The organism is Terriglobales bacterium (genome assembly GCA_035457425.1).
Taxonomy (GTDB): Bacteria; Acidobacteriota; Terriglobia; order Terriglobales; family Acidobacteriaceae; genus JACPNR01.
Genome location: DATIBR010000107.1, coordinates 1 through 16,390, shown reverse-complemented (window position 1 = coordinate 16,390; position 16,390 = coordinate 1). Strand labels below are relative to the sequence as shown.

16 protein-coding genes and 1 tRNA gene are annotated in these 16,390 nt (G+C 67.7%); 3 read left to right on the top strand and 14 right to left on the bottom strand.

Annotated elements, in window-relative coordinates; all coding sequences use genetic code 11:
- Positions 1–17: 17 nt before the first annotated feature.
- The gene (locus VLA96_08115; GenBank protein ID HSE49154.1) at positions 18–686 is read left to right on the top strand and encodes a glycine cleavage system protein H; all 669 of its coding nucleotides are present in this window, start codon (positions 18–20) and stop codon (positions 684–686) included.
- A gap of 136 nt (positions 687–822) precedes the next feature.
- Here VLA96_08115 and VLA96_08110 read toward each other — a convergent pair whose 3' ends face one another.
- From VLA96_08110 to VLA96_08095, 4 genes are all read right to left on the bottom strand, one after another.
- Positions 823–3,036 (bottom strand): protein kinase, encoded by a 2,214-nt coding sequence (locus VLA96_08110; GenBank protein HSE49153.1) that lies wholly within the window; start codon positions 3,034–3,036, stop codon positions 823–825.
- Positions 3,037–3,122: 86 nt separating this feature from the next.
- A complete protein-coding gene (locus tag VLA96_08105; GenBank protein HSE49152.1) occupies positions 3,123–4,571 on the bottom strand; it encodes a trimethylamine methyltransferase family protein in 1,449 nt (482 codons plus the stop codon).
- Complete coding sequence (locus VLA96_08100; GenBank protein HSE49151.1) at positions 4,568–5,242, bottom strand: cobalamin-dependent protein; 675 nt, start codon at positions 5,240–5,242, stop codon at positions 4,568–4,570. Before VLA96_08100 ends, VLA96_08105 begins: the two co-directional genes overlap by 4 nt.
- Before the next feature lie 129 nt (positions 5,243–5,371).
- On the bottom strand, positions 5,372–6,337 hold the full coding sequence (locus tag VLA96_08095) for a hypothetical protein (protein HSE49150.1): 966 nt from the start codon (positions 6,335–6,337) through the stop codon (positions 5,372–5,374).
- A 315-nt stretch (positions 6,338–6,652) separates the two neighbouring features.
- On the opposite strand from VLA96_08095, the gene VLA96_08090 reads away from it, so the two are divergent.
- A tRNA-Met gene (locus tag VLA96_08090) sits at positions 6,653–6,729 on the top strand.
- Between the two features lie 48 nt (positions 6,730–6,777).
- Here the strand turns inward: VLA96_08090 and VLA96_08085 are convergent.
- The 3 genes from VLA96_08085 to VLA96_08075 are packed head-to-tail and all read right to left on the bottom strand — an operon-like array spanning position 6,778 to position 9,357.
- The gene (locus tag VLA96_08085) at positions 6,778–7,593 is read right to left on the bottom strand and encodes an aldo/keto reductase (GenBank protein HSE49149.1); all 816 of its coding nucleotides are present in this window, start codon (positions 7,591–7,593) and stop codon (positions 6,778–6,780) included.
- A 15-nt stretch (positions 7,594–7,608) separates the two neighbouring features.
- Positions 7,609–8,229 carry a response regulator transcription factor gene (locus tag VLA96_08080; protein ID HSE49148.1) on the bottom strand — a complete coding sequence of 207 codons (621 nt, stop codon included), beginning with the start codon at positions 8,227–8,229 and terminating at the stop codon, positions 7,609–7,611.
- A gap of 21 nt (positions 8,230–8,250) precedes the next feature.
- Positions 8,251–9,357 (bottom strand): PilZ domain-containing protein, encoded by a 1,107-nt coding sequence (locus VLA96_08075; GenBank protein HSE49147.1) that lies wholly within the window; start codon positions 9,355–9,357, stop codon positions 8,251–8,253.
- A gap of 150 nt (positions 9,358–9,507) precedes the next feature.
- On the opposite strand from VLA96_08075, the gene VLA96_08070 reads away from it, so the two are divergent.
- The gene (locus VLA96_08070) at positions 9,508–10,248 is read left to right on the top strand and encodes an alpha/beta hydrolase (GenBank protein ID HSE49146.1); all 741 of its coding nucleotides are present in this window, start codon (positions 9,508–9,510) and stop codon (positions 10,246–10,248) included.
- Positions 10,249–10,450: 202 nt separating this feature from the next.
- On the opposite strand, the gene kynU is transcribed toward VLA96_08070, so the two are convergent.
- From kynU to VLA96_08035, 7 genes are all read right to left on the bottom strand, one after another.
- The gene (kynU, locus tag VLA96_08065) at positions 10,451–11,719 is read right to left on the bottom strand and encodes a kynureninase (GenBank protein ID HSE49145.1); all 1,269 of its coding nucleotides are present in this window, start codon (positions 11,717–11,719) and stop codon (positions 10,451–10,453) included.
- Between the two features lie 60 nt (positions 11,720–11,779).
- Positions 11,780–13,192 (bottom strand): NAD(P)/FAD-dependent oxidoreductase, encoded by a 1,413-nt coding sequence (locus tag VLA96_08060; GenBank protein ID HSE49144.1) that lies wholly within the window; start codon positions 13,190–13,192, stop codon positions 11,780–11,782.
- Positions 13,189–14,097, bottom strand: a complete 909-nt coding sequence (locus VLA96_08055) for a tryptophan 2,3-dioxygenase family protein (protein HSE49143.1) — start codon at positions 14,095–14,097, stop codon at positions 13,189–13,191. The genes VLA96_08060 and VLA96_08055 overlap by 4 nt, the downstream gene beginning before the upstream one ends.
- Entirely contained in the window at positions 14,090–15,121 is a 1,032-nt protein-coding gene (locus VLA96_08050; GenBank protein ID HSE49142.1) for an amidohydrolase family protein, read from the bottom strand. The genes VLA96_08055 and VLA96_08050 overlap by 8 nt, the downstream gene beginning before the upstream one ends.
- Positions 15,122–15,655: a 3-hydroxyanthranilate 3,4-dioxygenase gene (locus tag VLA96_08045; GenBank protein ID HSE49141.1), complete on the bottom strand. Its 534-nt coding sequence runs from the start codon at positions 15,653–15,655 to the stop codon at positions 15,122–15,124.
- A 69-nt stretch (positions 15,656–15,724) separates the two neighbouring features.
- Entirely contained in the window at positions 15,725–16,111 is a 387-nt protein-coding gene (locus tag VLA96_08040; GenBank protein HSE49140.1) for a RidA family protein, read from the bottom strand.
- A gap of 99 nt (positions 16,112–16,210) precedes the next feature.
- A partial coding sequence (locus VLA96_08035) for an aldehyde dehydrogenase family protein (GenBank protein HSE49139.1) occupies positions 16,211–16,390 on the bottom strand: 180 nt, incomplete at its 5' end.

Sequence of the window (16,390 nt, the reverse complement as noted above, 5' to 3'; positions counted from 1 at the left end):
AAGCAACGAGGTGCCTTATGACAGTCCTACTGGTTCTGGCGGTCTTCGCACTCTTCATCGCGATCGACTACATCCGTACTTCGCGCCGTCCGGCTCCCGCCGTTCGTCCGCAGCCGCAGCTGGCCACGAAGCCGCCGGTGCTGCAGGACGTCGTCGCGGGATTCCGCGTGGCGCCCAACCTCTTCTATCACCCCGGCCACACCTGGGCGGCGAAGGAGACCGGCGACCTGGTCCGCGTCGGCCTCGACGACTTCGCTGCGCGTCTCGCCGGCAAGCTCCAGGGCGTCGCGCTCCCGCAGCGCGGCCGCTGGGTCACGCAGGGACAGAAGGCGTTCGCGCTCAATCATGACGGCGCGACCGCCGAGCTCGTCTCGCCCATCGAGGGCACCGTCGTTGACGTGAACGAAGCCGTGCTGCGCGACCCTGAGCTCGCGCGCCGCGATCCTTACGGCGACGGCTGGCTCATGCTGGTCAGCGCGCCCGAGGCCAAGACCAAGTTCCGCAACCTGCTCTCCGGCCCGCTCGCCAAGCTCTGGACCGAAGACGCCGTGAGCCACCTCTACCAGCAGACGCCCGGCGTCTCCGCGCCGGCCATGGCCGACGGCGGCCTCGCAGTCGACTCCACCACCGCTGGCCTCGCGCCCGCCGCGTGGGAGAGGCTCGCGCGCGAGTTCTTCCTCACCTAGGCGACTCGGCGACGCCCAACGGCGCCGCCGGCACGTGAGAGCGGCGGGACTTGGGAGAGCCCGCCGCTCTCGCTTTTCCCCGCAAAAAACAGCGGGCGCTCTCTGCGAGCGCCCGCGTTGTCGACCATTCGGTCGCCTACTTCGGCTTGTGTCCCTTTCCCAGCAGCGCCAGGAACTCCGGGTCGTGGTGCAGGCACACCAGGTCAGGGTCGCGCGCCGCCCAGTCGATGTTCCCGAACCCCGCGTCGAGCGCCTGCTTCAGCGTGTCGAGCGCCTCCCGCTTGCGGTTCAGCAGGCCGTAGGTGCACGCCGCGTTGTACAGCACATTCGTGTCGTTCGGCCTCAACGCCGCCGCCACCTGCAGGTGCTGCACTGCTTCCTCGCCGCGCTGCAGTTCGGCGTAGCGCGCCGCCAGCAGGATGCGCGCGCGGATGTCGTCCGGATTTAGCTCGAGCTGCCGCTCCAGCACCGCGGTGTGTCGCACCGCCACCGCGCGCGCGCGCTCCGTCTGCCCCATGCGCTGCAGTGAGTTGTAGTACGGGATGTAGAGGTTGTAGTCGTCGCCGTTCACTTCCATCGCCTTGTCGGCGATCTCCGCGGCCTCCGCGTAGCGGTCGGAGGAGAACAGCGCGCGCCCCAGCGCGTCGTAGGCCCCGTCGCAATCCGGCTTCAGCGCGATGGCTGTGCGGGCGTACTGCACCGCATCCTCGTGCTTGCCTTCCGCGAAGAACAGCCGCGCCCGCGCCGCCAGCGCCTCCGGCAGCTGCGGCTCCAGGTTCAGCGCCTTCTCACACGCCGCCACGCCCTTCGCCAGCCACTTCGGGTCTTTGTCGCGGAACTCGATGATCACGCCGCAGATCCACGCCGTCCCCACGTAGGCGAGCGCGAATTTCGGGTCCAGCTTGATGGCCTGCTCCATCATGTGCAGCGCGAAGTCCAGCTCGAAGCGCCGCGTGTAGCTGCGCCCGCGCAGGTAGAAGTCGTAGGCTTGCGCGTTCTCCGTTGGCTTGCGCGCGATGGTCTTCTCTTCGTGCGGCGAGAGCGTGATGCGCAGCGCCTGCGCGATGCTCCGCGCGATCTCGTCCTGGATGGCGAACAGGTCCTCGAGCTGCCGGTCGTAGCGCTCTGCCCACACCGAGTGTCGCGTCGCGGTCTCCACCAGCTGCGCCGTGATGCGCACCCGGTTGCCCACCCGCCGGATGCTTCCTTCCAGCACGTAGCGCGCGTTCAGCTGCTGACCCACGTGCGGCGCCGTCACCGGCTTGTCGCGGTAGGCCAGCACCTCGGAGCGCGGGAACAGCTTGAGCCGCGCGATCTTCGAAAGCTCCGTGATGATGTCTTCCGTCATCCCGTCGCGGAAGTACTCGTCTTCCTTCGTTCCGCTCAGGTTCTCGAAGTACAGCACCGCGAGCGAGCGCTCGGCCTGCGCCGCGGCCGTCGCGCCGCTCTCACTCGCTTTCGCCGCGGGCTGTCGCGAGTTCGAATCCAGGTCGCGCTTCAGCCGCTTCAGGTCGCTCTTCAGCTCTGACGCCGACTGGTACCGCAGGTCGCGGTCTTTCTCCAGCGCCTTGCTGATGATGTGCTCCAGCTCCGCCGGCAGCTTGGGGTTGACCTGCAGCGGCGGCCGCGGCGTCCCATGCAGGATCCCGTCGAAGATCACCGCCGACGTGCTGCCTCCGAACGGCGCTTGCCCGGTCGCCATCTCGTACAGCACCGCGCCCAGCGAGAACAGGTCGGTGCGCGAGTCGAGCTCCTCGCCGCGCGCCTGTTCCGGCGACATGTACGCGATCGTCCCGATCGCCGACCCCGGCGAGGTCAGGCCCTCCGAATCCAGCGTGATCATGTTCGCGCCGCCGCCGGCTGCGACCTTGACCCTCTTCGGCGCCAGCTTCGCCAGGCCGAAGTCGAGGATCTTCGCCTGCCCCGACCGCAGCAGCAGGATGTTCGCCGGCTTGATGTCGCGATGCGTCACGCCCTTGGCGTGCGCCGCCTGCAGGCCGTCGCTGATCTGCACCGCGATGGTCAGCAGCTCGTCCGCCGGCAGCGGGCCGCGTTCGATGCGCGACTTCAGCGACTCGCCCTCCAGGTACTCCATCACGATGACCGGCTGCCCGGCGAACGTCTCCACCTCGTGGATGGTGCAGATGTTGGGATGGTTGAGCGCGGCAGCCGCACGCGCCTCGCGCAAGAACCGCTCCAGCGTGGATTGTTCCGCGACGGCGTCCGACGGCAGGAACTTCAGCGCGACGTCGCGCCCCAGCATGGTGTCTTCCGCGCGATACACCACGCCCATGCCGCCGCTTCCGAGACTTTCCACCACGCAGTAATGGCCGACCTTCTTGCCGATCATGGGAGCACCTGGGATTGGAGGGAAAGCGTATGTTAGGTGCTTCCGACAGGCGCGTCAACCAGCGCCGCCTTGGTGAGCAGAATCGCTCACTTGTGGACTTGCAGCACTCCGGGGAATGTCGTCAGCCCGGCTCGCTCTGCCTCTCGCTCCGCCACGCGCATGAGCCCGCTCTCCACCGCGGACGCAAGCGCCGGCGGCTCGTAGCTGGCGATCAACTCCTCCACTCGCGCGCGCGCCCGGCTGCAGGCGTCTCCCGCTCCCGGATCTCCGCCACGCTCGATCACCGCGGAAGGGAAGTGCTGCTCGCCGCGGAAGCGTGCCCGCGTCTCCGGCAGCGCGAGGAAGTTGCCCAGCAGTCCGGTCTGGCGGAACGTCTCGACGGCGAGCGTCTCGCCGCGTACCTCGATGCCCGCCGCCAGCCGTTGCGCCGACGCGATCGCCTCCGCATCCAGCACCAGCTTCTCGATGCTGAAGCACGCCAGGAAGTCGAGCATGCCCGCGCCCGAGATCATGTTGATCCCGCCGAGCGCCCCCAGCGCCGCCGACGTCGCGCTCTCCATCCCCGCCTGCGCATCCACCGACCGCGAGTCGCTCGCCACCAGGTACCCATGCGTCGGCAGGCCAAGCGACTTGCCCACCTCGCAACACGCTAGGTTCAACATCGCCGTCTCGACCGCGCCCATCGGCGCCGTCCCGTTGCGCATGTCGAAGATGGCCGGCGCGCCTCCCCACACGATGGGCGCCCCTGGCTGCGCCAGTTGATGGATCGTGATTCCGCTCAGGCACTCCGCCGCGTGCTGCACCACTGACCCGATGAGTGTGACCGGCGCCGTCGCGCCCGCCAGTGGCATCGCGACCATCTCCGCCGGCACGCCCGCCCGCGCCAGCTCCACCAGGTTCTCCGCCGCGAACTCCGACCAGTAAAGCGGCGGCGACGGGCACACGTCGAACACCGCCCGCGGCCGCCGGCGCAGCGCCTCGTGCGAACCGCTGTCCGCCGCCAGCAGCTCCAGCATCGGCCGCAGGCCCGCCACGCTGAACGCGCCGGTCACCACCGGTTTGTTCGAATGCAGCAGGACGAGGAACAGCCGATAGAGATCGCCCAGCGCGCTCGGCACGTCATTGCAGACCAGCGCCGTTGCCTGCGCGGCAAACTGCGGCAACGCCTCTGCCACCTGCACCAGCCGCACCAGGTCCGCACTCTCCGCCGGACGAGGTGTTTTTGTCTCGGGATCCAGGATGTTCAGGCAGGAAGAGCCGGGATCGAACTGCGCCTGGTCGCCGCCATACCGTACCGCCGCCTCGCCCGCGCGCGTGTAGAGCGCGAACTCTCGCGGCGCGGTGGCCAGCGCGTCACGCACCATCTTTTCTGGGATGTGCGCGACCTCGCCCTCGACCCGTGCTCCCGCCGCCGACAGCAACTCGCGCGCCGCCGCCGTCCCCACGCGCACGCCCGGCTGCGCGAGCAGCTGCAACGCTTCCTCCAGCGCGCGCGTGATGAGCGCGTCGTCGAGCAGGCGCAGCCGCGGTCTCACTTGCCACCTGCCGTCACCGCCGCGTGTCCGTTCAGCAGCCCTCGTGCCAGCGCGACCGAGCTGAAGGCGTCCTTGCCGAAGCCGTCGGCGCCGATCTCCTCCGCCCAGCGCCGCGTCACCGGCGCGCCGCCCACGATCACCTTCACCTGCGGACGTAGCCCGGCGCGCTCCAGCGCCTCCACCACCTTCCGCTGCCCCTGCATCGTCGTCGTAAGCAGCGCCGAGACCCCGACGATGTCCGCTCCCAGTTCGCGCGCCTTCTCCGCAAAGACCTCCGCCGCGACGTCGACTCCCAGGTCATGCACGCGGAATCCATTCGCCGACAGCAGCGTCCCGACCAGCGCCTTGCCGATTTCGTGGATGTCACCCTTGGTCGTGCCCAGCACCACCGTTCCCGCCGCCGGCCGGTTCTCGCCCGCCGCGAGAAACGCCACGTCAAGCACGCCGACCGCCGCCTTCATCGCCTCGGCCGCGGCCATCATGTCCGGCAGGAACATCTTCCCCTGCGCATACTGCGTGCCGACCTCGCGGATGCCCGCCAGGAAGCCCTGCTCCAGTACCTCGGCGGCGCCCGCGCCGGCCTCCAGCGCCTGCCGCGCCAGCTCGCGCGCCCGCTCCGGCGCGCCTTCTACGACGCTCTGCTGCATGGCGACAAAATCCGCTTCCGGCATGGCGAGAATCTCCCAGCGTGATTCTCGTCACTTTGCGGGACGCGGCAGTGACACGCCTCACCGTCGCCTGTGACAGTCCTGTTGGGCGCGCGAGGCCGCTGCTGCGGAAGAGCGGCCACTGCGCCCGAATCAGCGCGTGACCACGTAACGAGCGACCTTTCCGGCCACCACCAGAAATGACCTGTCGCCGCATCGATAGATCGCCGACACCTTTCCGTCTTTCTCCAGGACGGAGCCCTCACGGTCCAATTCCTTCCCACAGGCCACTTGGGCCATCTTCTCGGTCATGCCGATCGCGATTTCTCGGTTTTCGATCGCTGCCCAGATGGCTGGGCTCCAGCCCGGGAACAGCCTGTGGGGATCTTGCAAGTAGACGTTGCGCCCGAGTAACTCCCCAGCACCGTCGCCATCAGCGCAACTCTTCTCGCCGTACCCGGGATGGAACCTGGCATCGAAGCAGACCTTCTCCGACAAGCAGCCCTCACCGCCGGCTGTTTTGAAACACAGGTTGGGACCATCGATGGCTCCCCACTCGGGTCGCGAAGCGGTCATGCGTTCGGTATTCCGGACGCGGATCCACGTTTTCTTGCCGCCGGCAGGAGCACCCCAAAGGTCGAGTGGTCCTTTAGCCCAGAACGTCTTGCCCATCGACCACGTCTCCGCAGCCTTCATTTCAGAAATGAAGCCCAGGTTGTCGGAATCATCGTGCGCGATGATCTTGTCGCCGCTGCCGTCCACCGTGATCTCTAATTCAAAAATGACAGCGTCACCGAAGGGACGCTTCCCCAGGAGCTTGACGTCCGTCACAACACCCGTCTTGCCGGCGTATTGCTCTCTTGGCAAGCCCTCGTGAGCTTTGTCGGCGCGATAGTAGTCGATCCGGTCTCCCGGGGCGGAGTCACCGAAGAACGGCGCTTGAGAATAGCCCGCCAGGAAAATGACCTTCTCGCCCTTCCAACTCAGGACCTGTTCCTGGCTCGTCATGGGAGCCTTAGGCTGACTCTGGGCGTTGCTTCGGCCCGGCACACCCAATGCGGCGGCACAGATCATCAATACAGGACCGAGGCGGTAGCGTAAGGAGCTGCCGAGATTCATCGTACCCTCCGTCGATGAGGACTGGAGAAGCGCTCGCCCTCCGGGGCGTCGTCCAGTGACGCCCGTTCGCAGGTCGAACTTGCTGCTAGCGGTGAGGGCCGTTCCGCGCCCTACTCCGGTGGCGCGACCCTACCTTCATTACCGCAGGCGAGCACGCAGGCATGTGGGATTATCCGCGGTCCGCTACGCTAAACCACGGAGGCCCTTGGTTCAATACCCTGGTGTCACGATGGTCGGTGGCGCCGCAGGAGACGGGGCTTCCTTGCCGCGCGCGCTCTTCTTTGACCCCGTTATTCGACGCTGTTACTATGGTTCTGCGGGGTGGAGCAGTCTGGTAGCTCGTTGGGCTCATAACCCAAAGGTCGGTGGTTCAAATCCACCCCCCGCAACCAATCGAAGCTTCAACCTACGGGCGCTCGCCAGAGGCGCCCGTAGCGTTTTCACCCGGCGATCTGCTCGAGCGCCGCGACCTCCGCCGGCGCGAGCTTCAGCTCCAGCGCGGCCAGGTCCTGCCGCATGTGCTCAGGATCGGACGTCCCCGTCAGCGGGACCATCCCCACGGCCCTCGCGAACGCGAAGATCACCTGCGGCGTGGTCGCGCCCAGTCGCGCGGCGATGCGCCCGACAGCCGGGTGTCGCAGCACCTCCACATTCGCCGTGAGCAGCGAGAATCCCTGGTAGACGCACCCGTTCTGGCGGCAGAACGCGCGCACCTCGCGGTCCCAGTCGAAGCGCGCGAAGCAGCGGTTCTGCACCAATGCGGGGTTCGCGCCGCGCGCCGCCATCTCCTCCAGGTGCCACGGCCCGACGTTGCTCACGCCGATGGCGCGCGCCCGCCCGCCATCGCGCTCCGCCGCCATTGCCGCCCAGGCTTCGTCGTCTTCCGCGCTCCAGTGACGTCCGGAAGCCGGCCCGTGCAGCACCAGGCTGTCGACGTAGTCCGTCCGCAGATGCTCCAGCGAGCTCGCCAGCGACTGTCGCACCTGCTCTCCCACGCTCGCCGCCGGGTCATACGGCAGCCGGTGGTCCTGCCCGCCGCGGTACGTGAACTTCGTCTGCAGGAAAAGCTGCGCGCGCGTGACCACGCCTGCCCGGTAACACTCCTCCAACGCCTCGCCCACGCCGGCCTCGAAGTAGTGGCGGCGCTGATTGGCGGTGTCGATGCCGCGGAACCCAGCCCGCAGCGCGAGCGTGGCCAGCTCCGCCGTGCGCTCTTCCTTCCACGCCGTGCCGTAGACGAACGCCGGGATCTCCATCCCGGCATTGTCTCATCACCCCGCCGCGCGGCTTGCCCGCGCTGCCGCCGCTTCGCCGCGCTGCTTCTCCTGGCACTGCGGACACACGCCGTGCGTGAACGTCACCTCGGAGCGCTCGCTCAGGTAGCTTTCCAGCTCCTGCCAGTAATGCTGGTCGCACCGGATGCGCTTGCACCACGCGCAGATCGGCAGCAGGCCCTCCAGCCGGCGCACGTTCCGGAACGCCTCTTCCAGCTCGCGCACGCGCTGCGCCAGGCCCTCCTGCAATTGCAGCATCCGCTGGCCCACGCCCACGCGCGCCAGCAGCTCTTCCGGATGGAACGGCTTGGTCAGGTAGTCGTCCGCGCCCGCGTGCAGCCCCGAGACAACGTCGCGCGTCGTCTTGCGCGTCGCCGTCAGCAGCAGCACGTACATCGGCCGCGTCTCGCCCGACGCCCGCAGCCGCCGGCATATCTCCGGACCATCCAGCCCCGGCATCTGCCAATCGACTACCGCCAGCTGCGGCCCGTCGCTCTGCCGCAGCGCCTCCCACGCTGCGCGCCCGTCCGGCGCCGCCACCACCTCATACTTCTGGCTCAGCAGGCGCACCAGCAGCGTCAGCGTGACGCCGTCGTCTTCCGCGACCAGGATCTTCACACGCTGCTCCTGTTCCCGGCGTCAGTGCATCGTCGCGATCACCCGCTCACCCACGGCCGCCGCATCCTTCGCCGGCTCGAGGATCTTCTGCAGCCGGTGTTGCAGCTCGTTCACCGCGCGGTGCAGGTTCACGATGCCCGGTGTCGCCGGATCCGCGTCGTTCGCCGCGACGTCGCATCCCACGTCGGCCGCCAGTTCGGTCGCGAAGCGCACCTCCTCGTCCTCGCGCCGCGCCTGGATCGCCACCGGGTCACGCTCTTCCTTCGCCTTCAGACACTGCTCCAGCAGCGCCAGCAGCGCTCTCACATGCCCGGCGCCGTGCCGCAAGTCGCGCACCAGCCGGGCGTCGAGCATGCTTTCCGCGGCCGCCACCGCAGCCTCCATCTCCTTCACCGCGCTCATCGCCGTCTGCAGCCTTGCTCCCAACACCGCCGCCGCCGGCGCTCCTGGCGGTTCGCTTACTGGCGTACCCGTCAGTGCGCTCCGGGCTTCCAGCGCGCCCACGATCTGCTCCAACTGCTCGCGGTCCGCATCCGTCATCCCCGCGAATTCCACTCCCATCCCGACCGCCGGATGCGTCGTGCGGACCCACCCGCGCGCCCGGAACGCGACGCCTTCCACCGTCAGCGTCATTTCGAGCTGCGTCTGCGTGGGCAGCGGCGAGAGCGTCTCCAGGTAGCATCCCGACGAACTGATGTCGGCGACCGTCGCCCACATCGGATTGCTCGAGCCCGCCGGACGCACCTCCGCGCCGCCTTCGCAGGCGAAGCGGCGTTGCGTGCGTCGGTCCAGCGCCGGCTTTCCGGCGGCGCCCGACGGCGCGCCTTCGTTGCCCGCCTCGTCCCATGAGAACCGCGTCGGCTCCACGCACTGGATTCCCATCTCTCCCTCATCCGACGTGCCCGCCGTTCCTGCCCACGTGACGCGAAAGCGCGCCTTGCTCTTGCCCTGCTGCACACCGATGATGTCTCCGCTTTTCAGGCAGCAGCGCACTCCCGACACTCGCGCGCCCAGCTGCGTGATGTCGCTTGTCTCCGCCGCCTGCGCAAATGGCTTGCCCCGCGCATCCAGTCCCCAGATCCGGATCGGGATGGCTTCTCCCGCCCGCGTTTCCCGTCGCCGCGCCATGTCCGGCCTCCTGCGTGACGCGCCAGCAATTGCCGCGCTACGTCTGCAGTATGCCTGCGGCTTCGCTTCGCCGTGGTTTCGCCATTGCTTTTCCGTCGCAAGTGCTCCCGTTTTGGAACACGCGCGCGCCCCCGCGCGTACACTTACTCCATGCCTCGCGACATCCTCGCCGTGCCGCCCGTGCCCGCGGACCAGCGCGTTCCATACGGCGACGACCCCAGCCAGTTCCTCGACTTGTTCACCGTGCAAGGGAAGCCGCGTGGCGCAGCGGCGTTCATCCACGGAGGCTTCTGGCGCGCCAAGTACGACCTCACCCACGCCAGCCATCTCTGCGCCGGGCTTGCGCGCGCCGGCATCGCGACCGCCAGCCTCGAGTACCGGCGCTCCGGCAATGGTGGCGGCTGGCCGGCCACTTTTGACGATCTGAAGGCCGCCCTCACCGCCGCGCGCCAGCATCTGCCTTCCGACCCCGTCGTCCTCGGACACTCTGCCGGCGGCCACCTCGCGCTCCGTCTCGCCTCCGCGAAAGTCGCGATGAAGGGCGCCATCGGCCTGGCGCCCTGCGCCGACCTCCAGATGGCCTACCACCTTCATCTCTCGAACGACGCCGTCGTCGAGTTCCTCGGCGGCACGCCCGCCACCGCCCCCGGGCAGTACTCCGCCGCCGACGCCAAGCTGCACCCCGCGCTGCTCCCGCGCATCCTCGTCCACGGCACGACCGACGACGTCGTCCCAATCGCGCTCAGCCAGTCCTTCGTCTCCGCGCGCGTCAAGGACACCCCTAAGCCCGAGCTCATCGAGCTCGCCGGCACAGACCACTTCGCCCTCATCGACCCCGAAGCCGAAGCCTTCAAGACTGTGTTGGGTTCCGTCGAACGCCTGCTGAAGTAGCGAGCGCTGGCCTCCAGGCCGGCAGGGTTGCGGGCATTCTGCCCGCAGCAGAGAATGGTGGCGCGCTCGCCCGCGAGTGCAGCCTTTGATTCTGTAGGTAGGCGCCGGCGACCCGCCGGCGCAGGCTTAGTCCGAAGGACGCCAGAATCCAGCCCGGCACGTAAGTGCCGGGTGCGTCACGCGTGAAAGGGAAGAGTCGGCTTTAGCCGACGGCACTCACGAACTTCTCCACGAACCCCGCCACATCCCGATACGAGTTGTAGAGCGGCGCCGGCGTCACCCGCAGGATGTCGGGCTCACGGAAGTCGGTGAACACGCCCTGCTCGAGCAGCTTCTCCACCACGCCGCGCCCGTTCTTCCGGATGCGGATCGCCAGCATCGCCCCGCGCCGCTCCGGCTCCCGCGGCGTGATGATCTCGAACTTCTCCGACCTCTGCTCATCGAGCAGCCCCTCGAGGTATCCGGTCAGCGCGACGCTTTTCCTGCGCAGCGCCTCCATGCCGGCTTCGTCGAATATCTCCATCGCGGCGCGCAGCGCCGCCATCGAGAGCACCGGCGCGTTGCTCAGCTGCCAGCCTTCAGCGCCCGCCATCGGCACGAAGTCCGGACCCATGCGGAAGCGCGTCGCTTCGTCGTGCCCCCACCAGCCCGCGAAGCGCCGCAGCTCCGCATTCTTCGCGTGCCGCTCGTGGACGAAGCATCCCCCGACCGCGCCCGGCCCTGCGTTCAGGTACTTGTAGGTGCACCACACCGCGAAATCGGCGTTCCAGTCGTGCAGCTTCAGCGCCAGGTTGCCGGCCGCGTGCGCCAGGTCGATCCCCACCACGCAGCCTTGCTTCTGCGCCGCGCGCGTGATGGCCGCGAAGTCGAACGTCTGCCCCGTCGAGTAGTTCACGCCCGGCAGCAGCACCAGCGCCGTCGCCGGCCCTTCCTTCTCGATCGTCGCCAGGATGTCTTCTTCCCGCAGCGTCCACTCGCCCTTGCGCGGCGCGAGCTCGGTCAGCGCCGCCGCCGGAGCGTAACCGTGGAAATGCAGTTGCGACTTTACGGCGTATTGGTCGGAAGGGAAGGCCCCCTTCTCCATGATGATCTTGTGTCGCTGCCCGGTCGGCCGGAAGAACGACACCATCATCAGGTGCAGGTTCACGGTGAGCGAGTTCATCACCACGACCTCGATCGGCTTCGCGCCTACCAGCCGCGCCGTTTGCTCGGTCAGCAGCCGGTGATACCCCAGCCACGGCGACTTCGCCCGGAAGTGGCCTTCGACCGCCAGCTCCGCCCAGTCCTTCAGCTCCTGGTCCATGTACTGCCGCGTGGATCTTGGCTCCAGCCCCAGCGAGTGCCCGCACAGGTAGATGGCCTCGCCGCCGCGCGGCCCGCGCGGGAAGTAGAACCGCTCGCGATACTTCGCCAGCGGGTCGCGCGCATCCAGCGCGGCTGCCGGTTCCCGGTTTTGTACGACCTTAGGCAAGCTCTCCGCTCCGTGTCATCCTGAGCGCGCGCAGCGCGCGAAGGATCTCACCGCCAACGCTCATGCGTTCTGCAATTCTCCCAGTGGCGTCAGCTCTCGCTGCACCAGCGCTTCCGCCTTCTTCCAATCGAGATCTTCCACGCGCTCGATGTCGTCGCACAGTTCGCCCAGCATGCGGTCTTGGATCCGGCCGCGCTCGAGCGCCACTTTGTACGGCAAACGATGGAACGTGACCATCGCATATTTCGGCATGAAGTGGCCCGGAAACTTCGCCTCCAGCGCCAGTTCCACCTTCTTGCGCAACAGGAACCGCGGGTCGGCGACCTTGTCGCGCATCTCGACGAAGTTCTCCAGCGCCAGGTCCGCGATCGCGTCCGTGTTCTCCTTCCGCGCCGCCTCGAACTCCGCGAACAGCCGCTCCCAAGTTGGAGCGCCGGCCTCCTCGCCGGCAGGGGCGCGGGCGTCCCGCCCGCGCTTGTCCATCAGCTCCAGCAGCACCGTGATGTCCTCGAATGCCGCGTTCAGCCCCTGTCCGAAGAACGGCACGATCGCGTGCGCGGCGTCGCCCAGCACCAGCGCTCGCCCGCCGACGTGCCATGGCTCGCACTGGATCGTCACCATCGCCCCCACCGGGTTCGCGTTGTAGTTCTCCACCAGCTCCGGCATCAGCCGCAGCGCGTCCGGGAACCGCTCCTCGAAGAAGCGCTTCACCTTCGCGTCCGAGTCCAGCTCCGCGAACGAATCCTTGCCCTCGAACGGCAGGAACAGGATGCACCCGAACGTGCCGTCGATGTTCGGCAGTGCGATCAGCATGTAGCTGCCGCGCGGCCAGATGTGCAGCGCGTTGACCTCCATCTGGTGCTTGCCGCCAGGTCCCGCGGGGATCGTCAGCTCCTTGTAGCCGTAATCGAGGTACTGCTGCGACAGGTTGAACCGGAACATGCCGGTCTGCATGGCCAGGCGGATCGCGCTCGCCGAACCGTCGGTCCCGATCGCGACGTCCGCGCCGACCGCGCGCTCGTGTCCCGTCAGCTCATTCCGCACGCGCAGCTTCCCCGTGCGCAGCTCGTATCCAACGCAGCGCTCGCTGAACTCGATGGTCACGCCGCGCTCCTCCGCGGCGCTCATCAGCGCGATGTTCAGCTCCGCCCGCGAGATCGAGTTGATGACCTCGCTCTCGTCCTTGCCGTAGGGCATGAAGCTCAGCTCGCCCGACACCGCGTGCATCATCCGCCCGCGCATCGGGATGATGATGCGCTGCATCTCCTCCCACACCCCGGCCGCCCGCAGCGCGTGGATCCCACGCGTCGACAGCGCCAGGTTGATCGATCGCCCGGCCGGGACCTTCACCTTGCGCATGTCCGGACGCCGCTCGAACAGCTGCACTGCGTGCCCGCGCTTCTTCAACTCGATGGCCAGCAGCGGCCCCGCCAGCCCCGACCCCACCAGCGTGATCTGTGGCTTCGCTGTCATTTCTGCGGAGGCTGCTCCAGCATCGTCCGCGCCTCCCACAGTTCAGGGAAGAACTTCTTGTCGAGCGTGGTCCTCAGGTACGAGGACCCCGCGCTGCCGCCGGTCCCCATGCGCATGCCGATGGTCCGCTCTACCAGCTGGATGTGCCGCAGCCGCCAGCCCATGATCAGCTCGTCGAATTCCACCAGCCGCTCGCACACGTCGATCCAGTCGCGGAAGTGCTTCTCGTCCAGATACACCTCGCGCACCGCCATGGCGCGGTCTTCCTCGCTCGCCTGCACGCGCGGCTTCTTCAGCTTGCCCATGGTGTGCAGCGCGTCGAAGAACAGGTCGTGCAGCGAGGGCTCGCGCAGCCGCCGCTGCAGCGCCGCCAGCGCTTCCGGATGCGGGTCGTGGTGCTTCAGCAGCTTTTCGTCCTTCTGCCCGCACAGGAATTCGATCTCGCGCCACTGCTCCGACTGGAACCCGCTCGCCGGCTCCAGCTTCCCGCGGAACGCCAGGAAGTGCGTCGGCAGCATGGTCTCGAGGATCGTGAACTGCTCCACCGCGATGCGCATGATCTCCGTGCAGCGCCGCAGCAGCCGCGCCGCCTCGTAGATCTCGTCGCGCGACTGCGCGCTCTCCGCCACGTGCCGGAACGCCCGCGCCACCGCGTCCAGGTCGTGCAGCAGCTCCTTGAACCACAGCTCGTACGTCTGGTGGATGATGATGAACATCATCTCGTCGTGGTGCTGCGGCTCCGACTGCGGCGTCTGCAGCTTCAGCAGCTCCGGCAGCCGCAGGTACGACCCGTACGTCAGCAGCTTGTTCGCGTCCGACTTCACCATCCCGCCGTACGCGTCGCCCTCCGGAGGCTTGCCCACCGGACACCCGCCGCTCGCTATCTTCTTGTCTTTATCATCCATGTGCTGGCTGACTCACCTTCAGGTTCAACCACTGCTGCGCGTTCCCACCCAGCAGCTTCGCTCTTACGTCATCCGAGAACCGGCTCTCGCGGATCAGTTGTCCCGCGCGCTCCTCGCCCAGCGGGTAAGGGAAGTCGCTGCCCAGGCACACGCGCTCTTCGCTCATTACGCTCACCAGGAACTCCAGCGCCTTCGGCTCGAACACCGCCGAATCCACGAAGAAGCGTTTCACGTACTCGCTCGGCGCCAGCTCGCTCTTGCCGCGCGCCACCGGCGAATGCCGCCACGCGTTCTCCAGCCGCCCCAGCAGGAACGCGAAGCTGCCGCCGCCGTGCGCGAACAGGATGCGCAGCTCCTTCGGCAGGCGGTCGAATCCGCCGCTCTCGATCAGCGCGGTGATGGCCAGCTGCGTCTCCGCCGGCATCGCCACCGTCCACGGCATCATGTACTCCGGCATGCGTTCGCACGCCATCATGTCCCACGGATGCACGAACACCGCCGCGCCCACCCGCGCGCACTGCGCGAGAAAATCCAATATCCCCAGGTCGTCCAGGTTCTTCAGCCCGACGTGGTTCCCGATCTCGACGCCCACGTGTCCGGCCTTCACGCACCGCTCCAGCTCGCGCGCCGCCGCCGCCGGCTCCTGCAGCGGCACCTGGCACAGCGGCAGGAAGCGCCCGTTCCCGCGCCCGCAGAACTCCAGCAGCGCGTCGTTCAGGAACTTGCAGGCCTCCAGCGCGTGCTGCGCCGGGCGCTGGTAGCCGAACATCACCGGCGTCGGCGAGATGAGCTGCACGTCCACGCCGTCGCGGTCCATCTGCTCCAGCCGGCGCTGCGCGTCCCAGCAGCGCGCGTCGATCTTCCGGAACGGCTGCTCGCCCAGGCAGATGTCCGCCTCGCCCTTGCCGTTGTGCCGGATGCTCGGCCAGTCGGTTCCGCCGAAGCGCTTGCCGAAATCCGGCCACGACTCCGGGAACCAGTGCGTGTGGACGTCGATCGTCCGCGGCTTGGAAGCTGCCGCCAACTATTGCCCCTTCGGCGGATGCACCGCGCCGCACTTCTTGCACGTCCGCGCCTGCTCGTCGCCGTAGAACTTGTCGAAGATCGGCGGCAGGTCTTTCACCAGGCTCTCGATGCGCTTCTCCGCGCGGTGGATGAGGTGGTGGCACTTCTGGCAGTACCACTCGAACGCATCCACCGTGCCCTCCGGCCGCGGCACCTCGATCACCACCCCGATGGTGTTCGCCCCGCGCTGCGGCGAGTGCCGCATGTGCGCCGGCAGCAGGAAGATCTCGCCCTCTTTGATCGGGACATCCACCGGCGGCTCGCCCTCCTTCGGCATCAGCCGCACCACGATGTCGCCCTTCAGCTGGTAGAAGAATTCCTCTGTCGGGTCGTCGTGATAATCGCGCCGCTGGTTCGGACCGCCCACCACCGTCACCATCATCTCGCCGTCTTCCCACACCTGTGCGTTGCCGACCGGCGGCTTCAGCTTGTCCTTGTTCTCGTCGATCCACTTCTGGAAGTTGAAAGCCTTCAGCGTCCTGATCGATGGCATCCTCGACCCTTCCTTCGGAGGGGCGCGCCTTCAGGCGCGCCGTTCCGCTCCCCAAATATCTCCAGGGCTTTAGCCCCGGCCCAAACGTTTGTACGCCCGCACCGTCATCTCGATCCGCAGCTGCGGGCCCGGCAGCTCACGCACCGCGACCGTCGTTCGCGCCGGCCCCTCCTGCGGGAAGAACTCGCCGTACACCTCGTTGTACGCAGGGAAGTCCTTCATGTCGACCAGGTACGTCGTCACCTCGACCACGTCCTCGAGCGTCGCCCCGGCGCTCGCCAGGATGTCGCGCACGTTCTCGATCACCGCCCGCGTCTGCTCCCGGATACCCTCCGGCACCGTGTCATCCGGCCGCCGCGCGCTCGTCCCCGAGACGAACAGGAAATCCCCCGCGCGCTTCACGTGCGGATACTTCCCCAGCGGCTTCGCTTTCCCGGCGACTACCTTTGCATCCACTTTCGTGAGGTCCTTTGTGTGGCCTTTGTGTCCTTCGTGTGATGCTTTTCGGCCCCGCTCATTGCCAATCGCCAATCGATAATCGCTAATTGCTAACCGCTAGATCTTGATACACACATTATTCAACTCCGAGTAGAAGTTCAGCGAGTGCACCCCGCCCTCCCGCCCGATCCCGCTCAACCCCACGCCCCCGAACGGCGTTCGCAGGTCGCGCAGGAACCACGAGTTCACCCACGTGATGCCCGCGCGCATCTGCTGCGCCACCCGGTGCGCCCGGTC

Bases quoted from the DNA above. Each gene is read 5' to 3' on its own strand.
- VLA96_08115 (HSE49154.1), top strand. From the start codon at position 18: ATGACAGTCCTACTGGTTCTGGCGGTCTTCGCACTCTTCATCGCGATC.
- VLA96_08045 (HSE49141.1), bottom strand. From the start codon at position 15,655: ATGCCATCGATCAGGACGCTGAAGGCTTTCAACTTCCAGAAGTGGATC.
- VLA96_08085 (HSE49149.1), bottom strand. From the start codon at position 7,593: ATGGAGATCCCGGCGTTCGTCTACGGCACGGCGTGGAAGGAAGAGCGC.
- VLA96_08110 (HSE49153.1), bottom strand. From the start codon at position 3,036: ATGATCGGCAAGAAGGTCGGCCATTACTGCGTGGTGGAAAGTCTCGGA.
- VLA96_08070 (HSE49146.1), top strand. From the start codon at position 9,508: ATGCCTCGCGACATCCTCGCCGTGCCGCCCGTGCCCGCGGACCAGCGC.
- VLA96_08060 (HSE49144.1), bottom strand. From the start codon at position 13,192: ATGACAGCGAAGCCACAGATCACGCTGGTGGGGTCGGGGCTGGCGGGG.
- VLA96_08095 (HSE49150.1), bottom strand. From the start codon at position 6,337: ATGAATCTCGGCAGCTCCTTACGCTACCGCCTCGGTCCTGTATTGATG.
- VLA96_08055 (HSE49143.1), bottom strand. From the start codon at position 14,097: ATGGATGATAAAGACAAGAAGATAGCGAGCGGCGGGTGTCCGGTGGGC.
- VLA96_08075 (HSE49147.1), bottom strand. From the start codon at position 9,357: ATGGCGCGGCGACGGGAAACGCGGGCGGGAGAAGCCATCCCGATCCGG.
- VLA96_08100 (HSE49151.1), bottom strand. From the start codon at position 5,242: ATGCCGGAAGCGGATTTTGTCGCCATGCAGCAGAGCGTCGTAGAAGGC.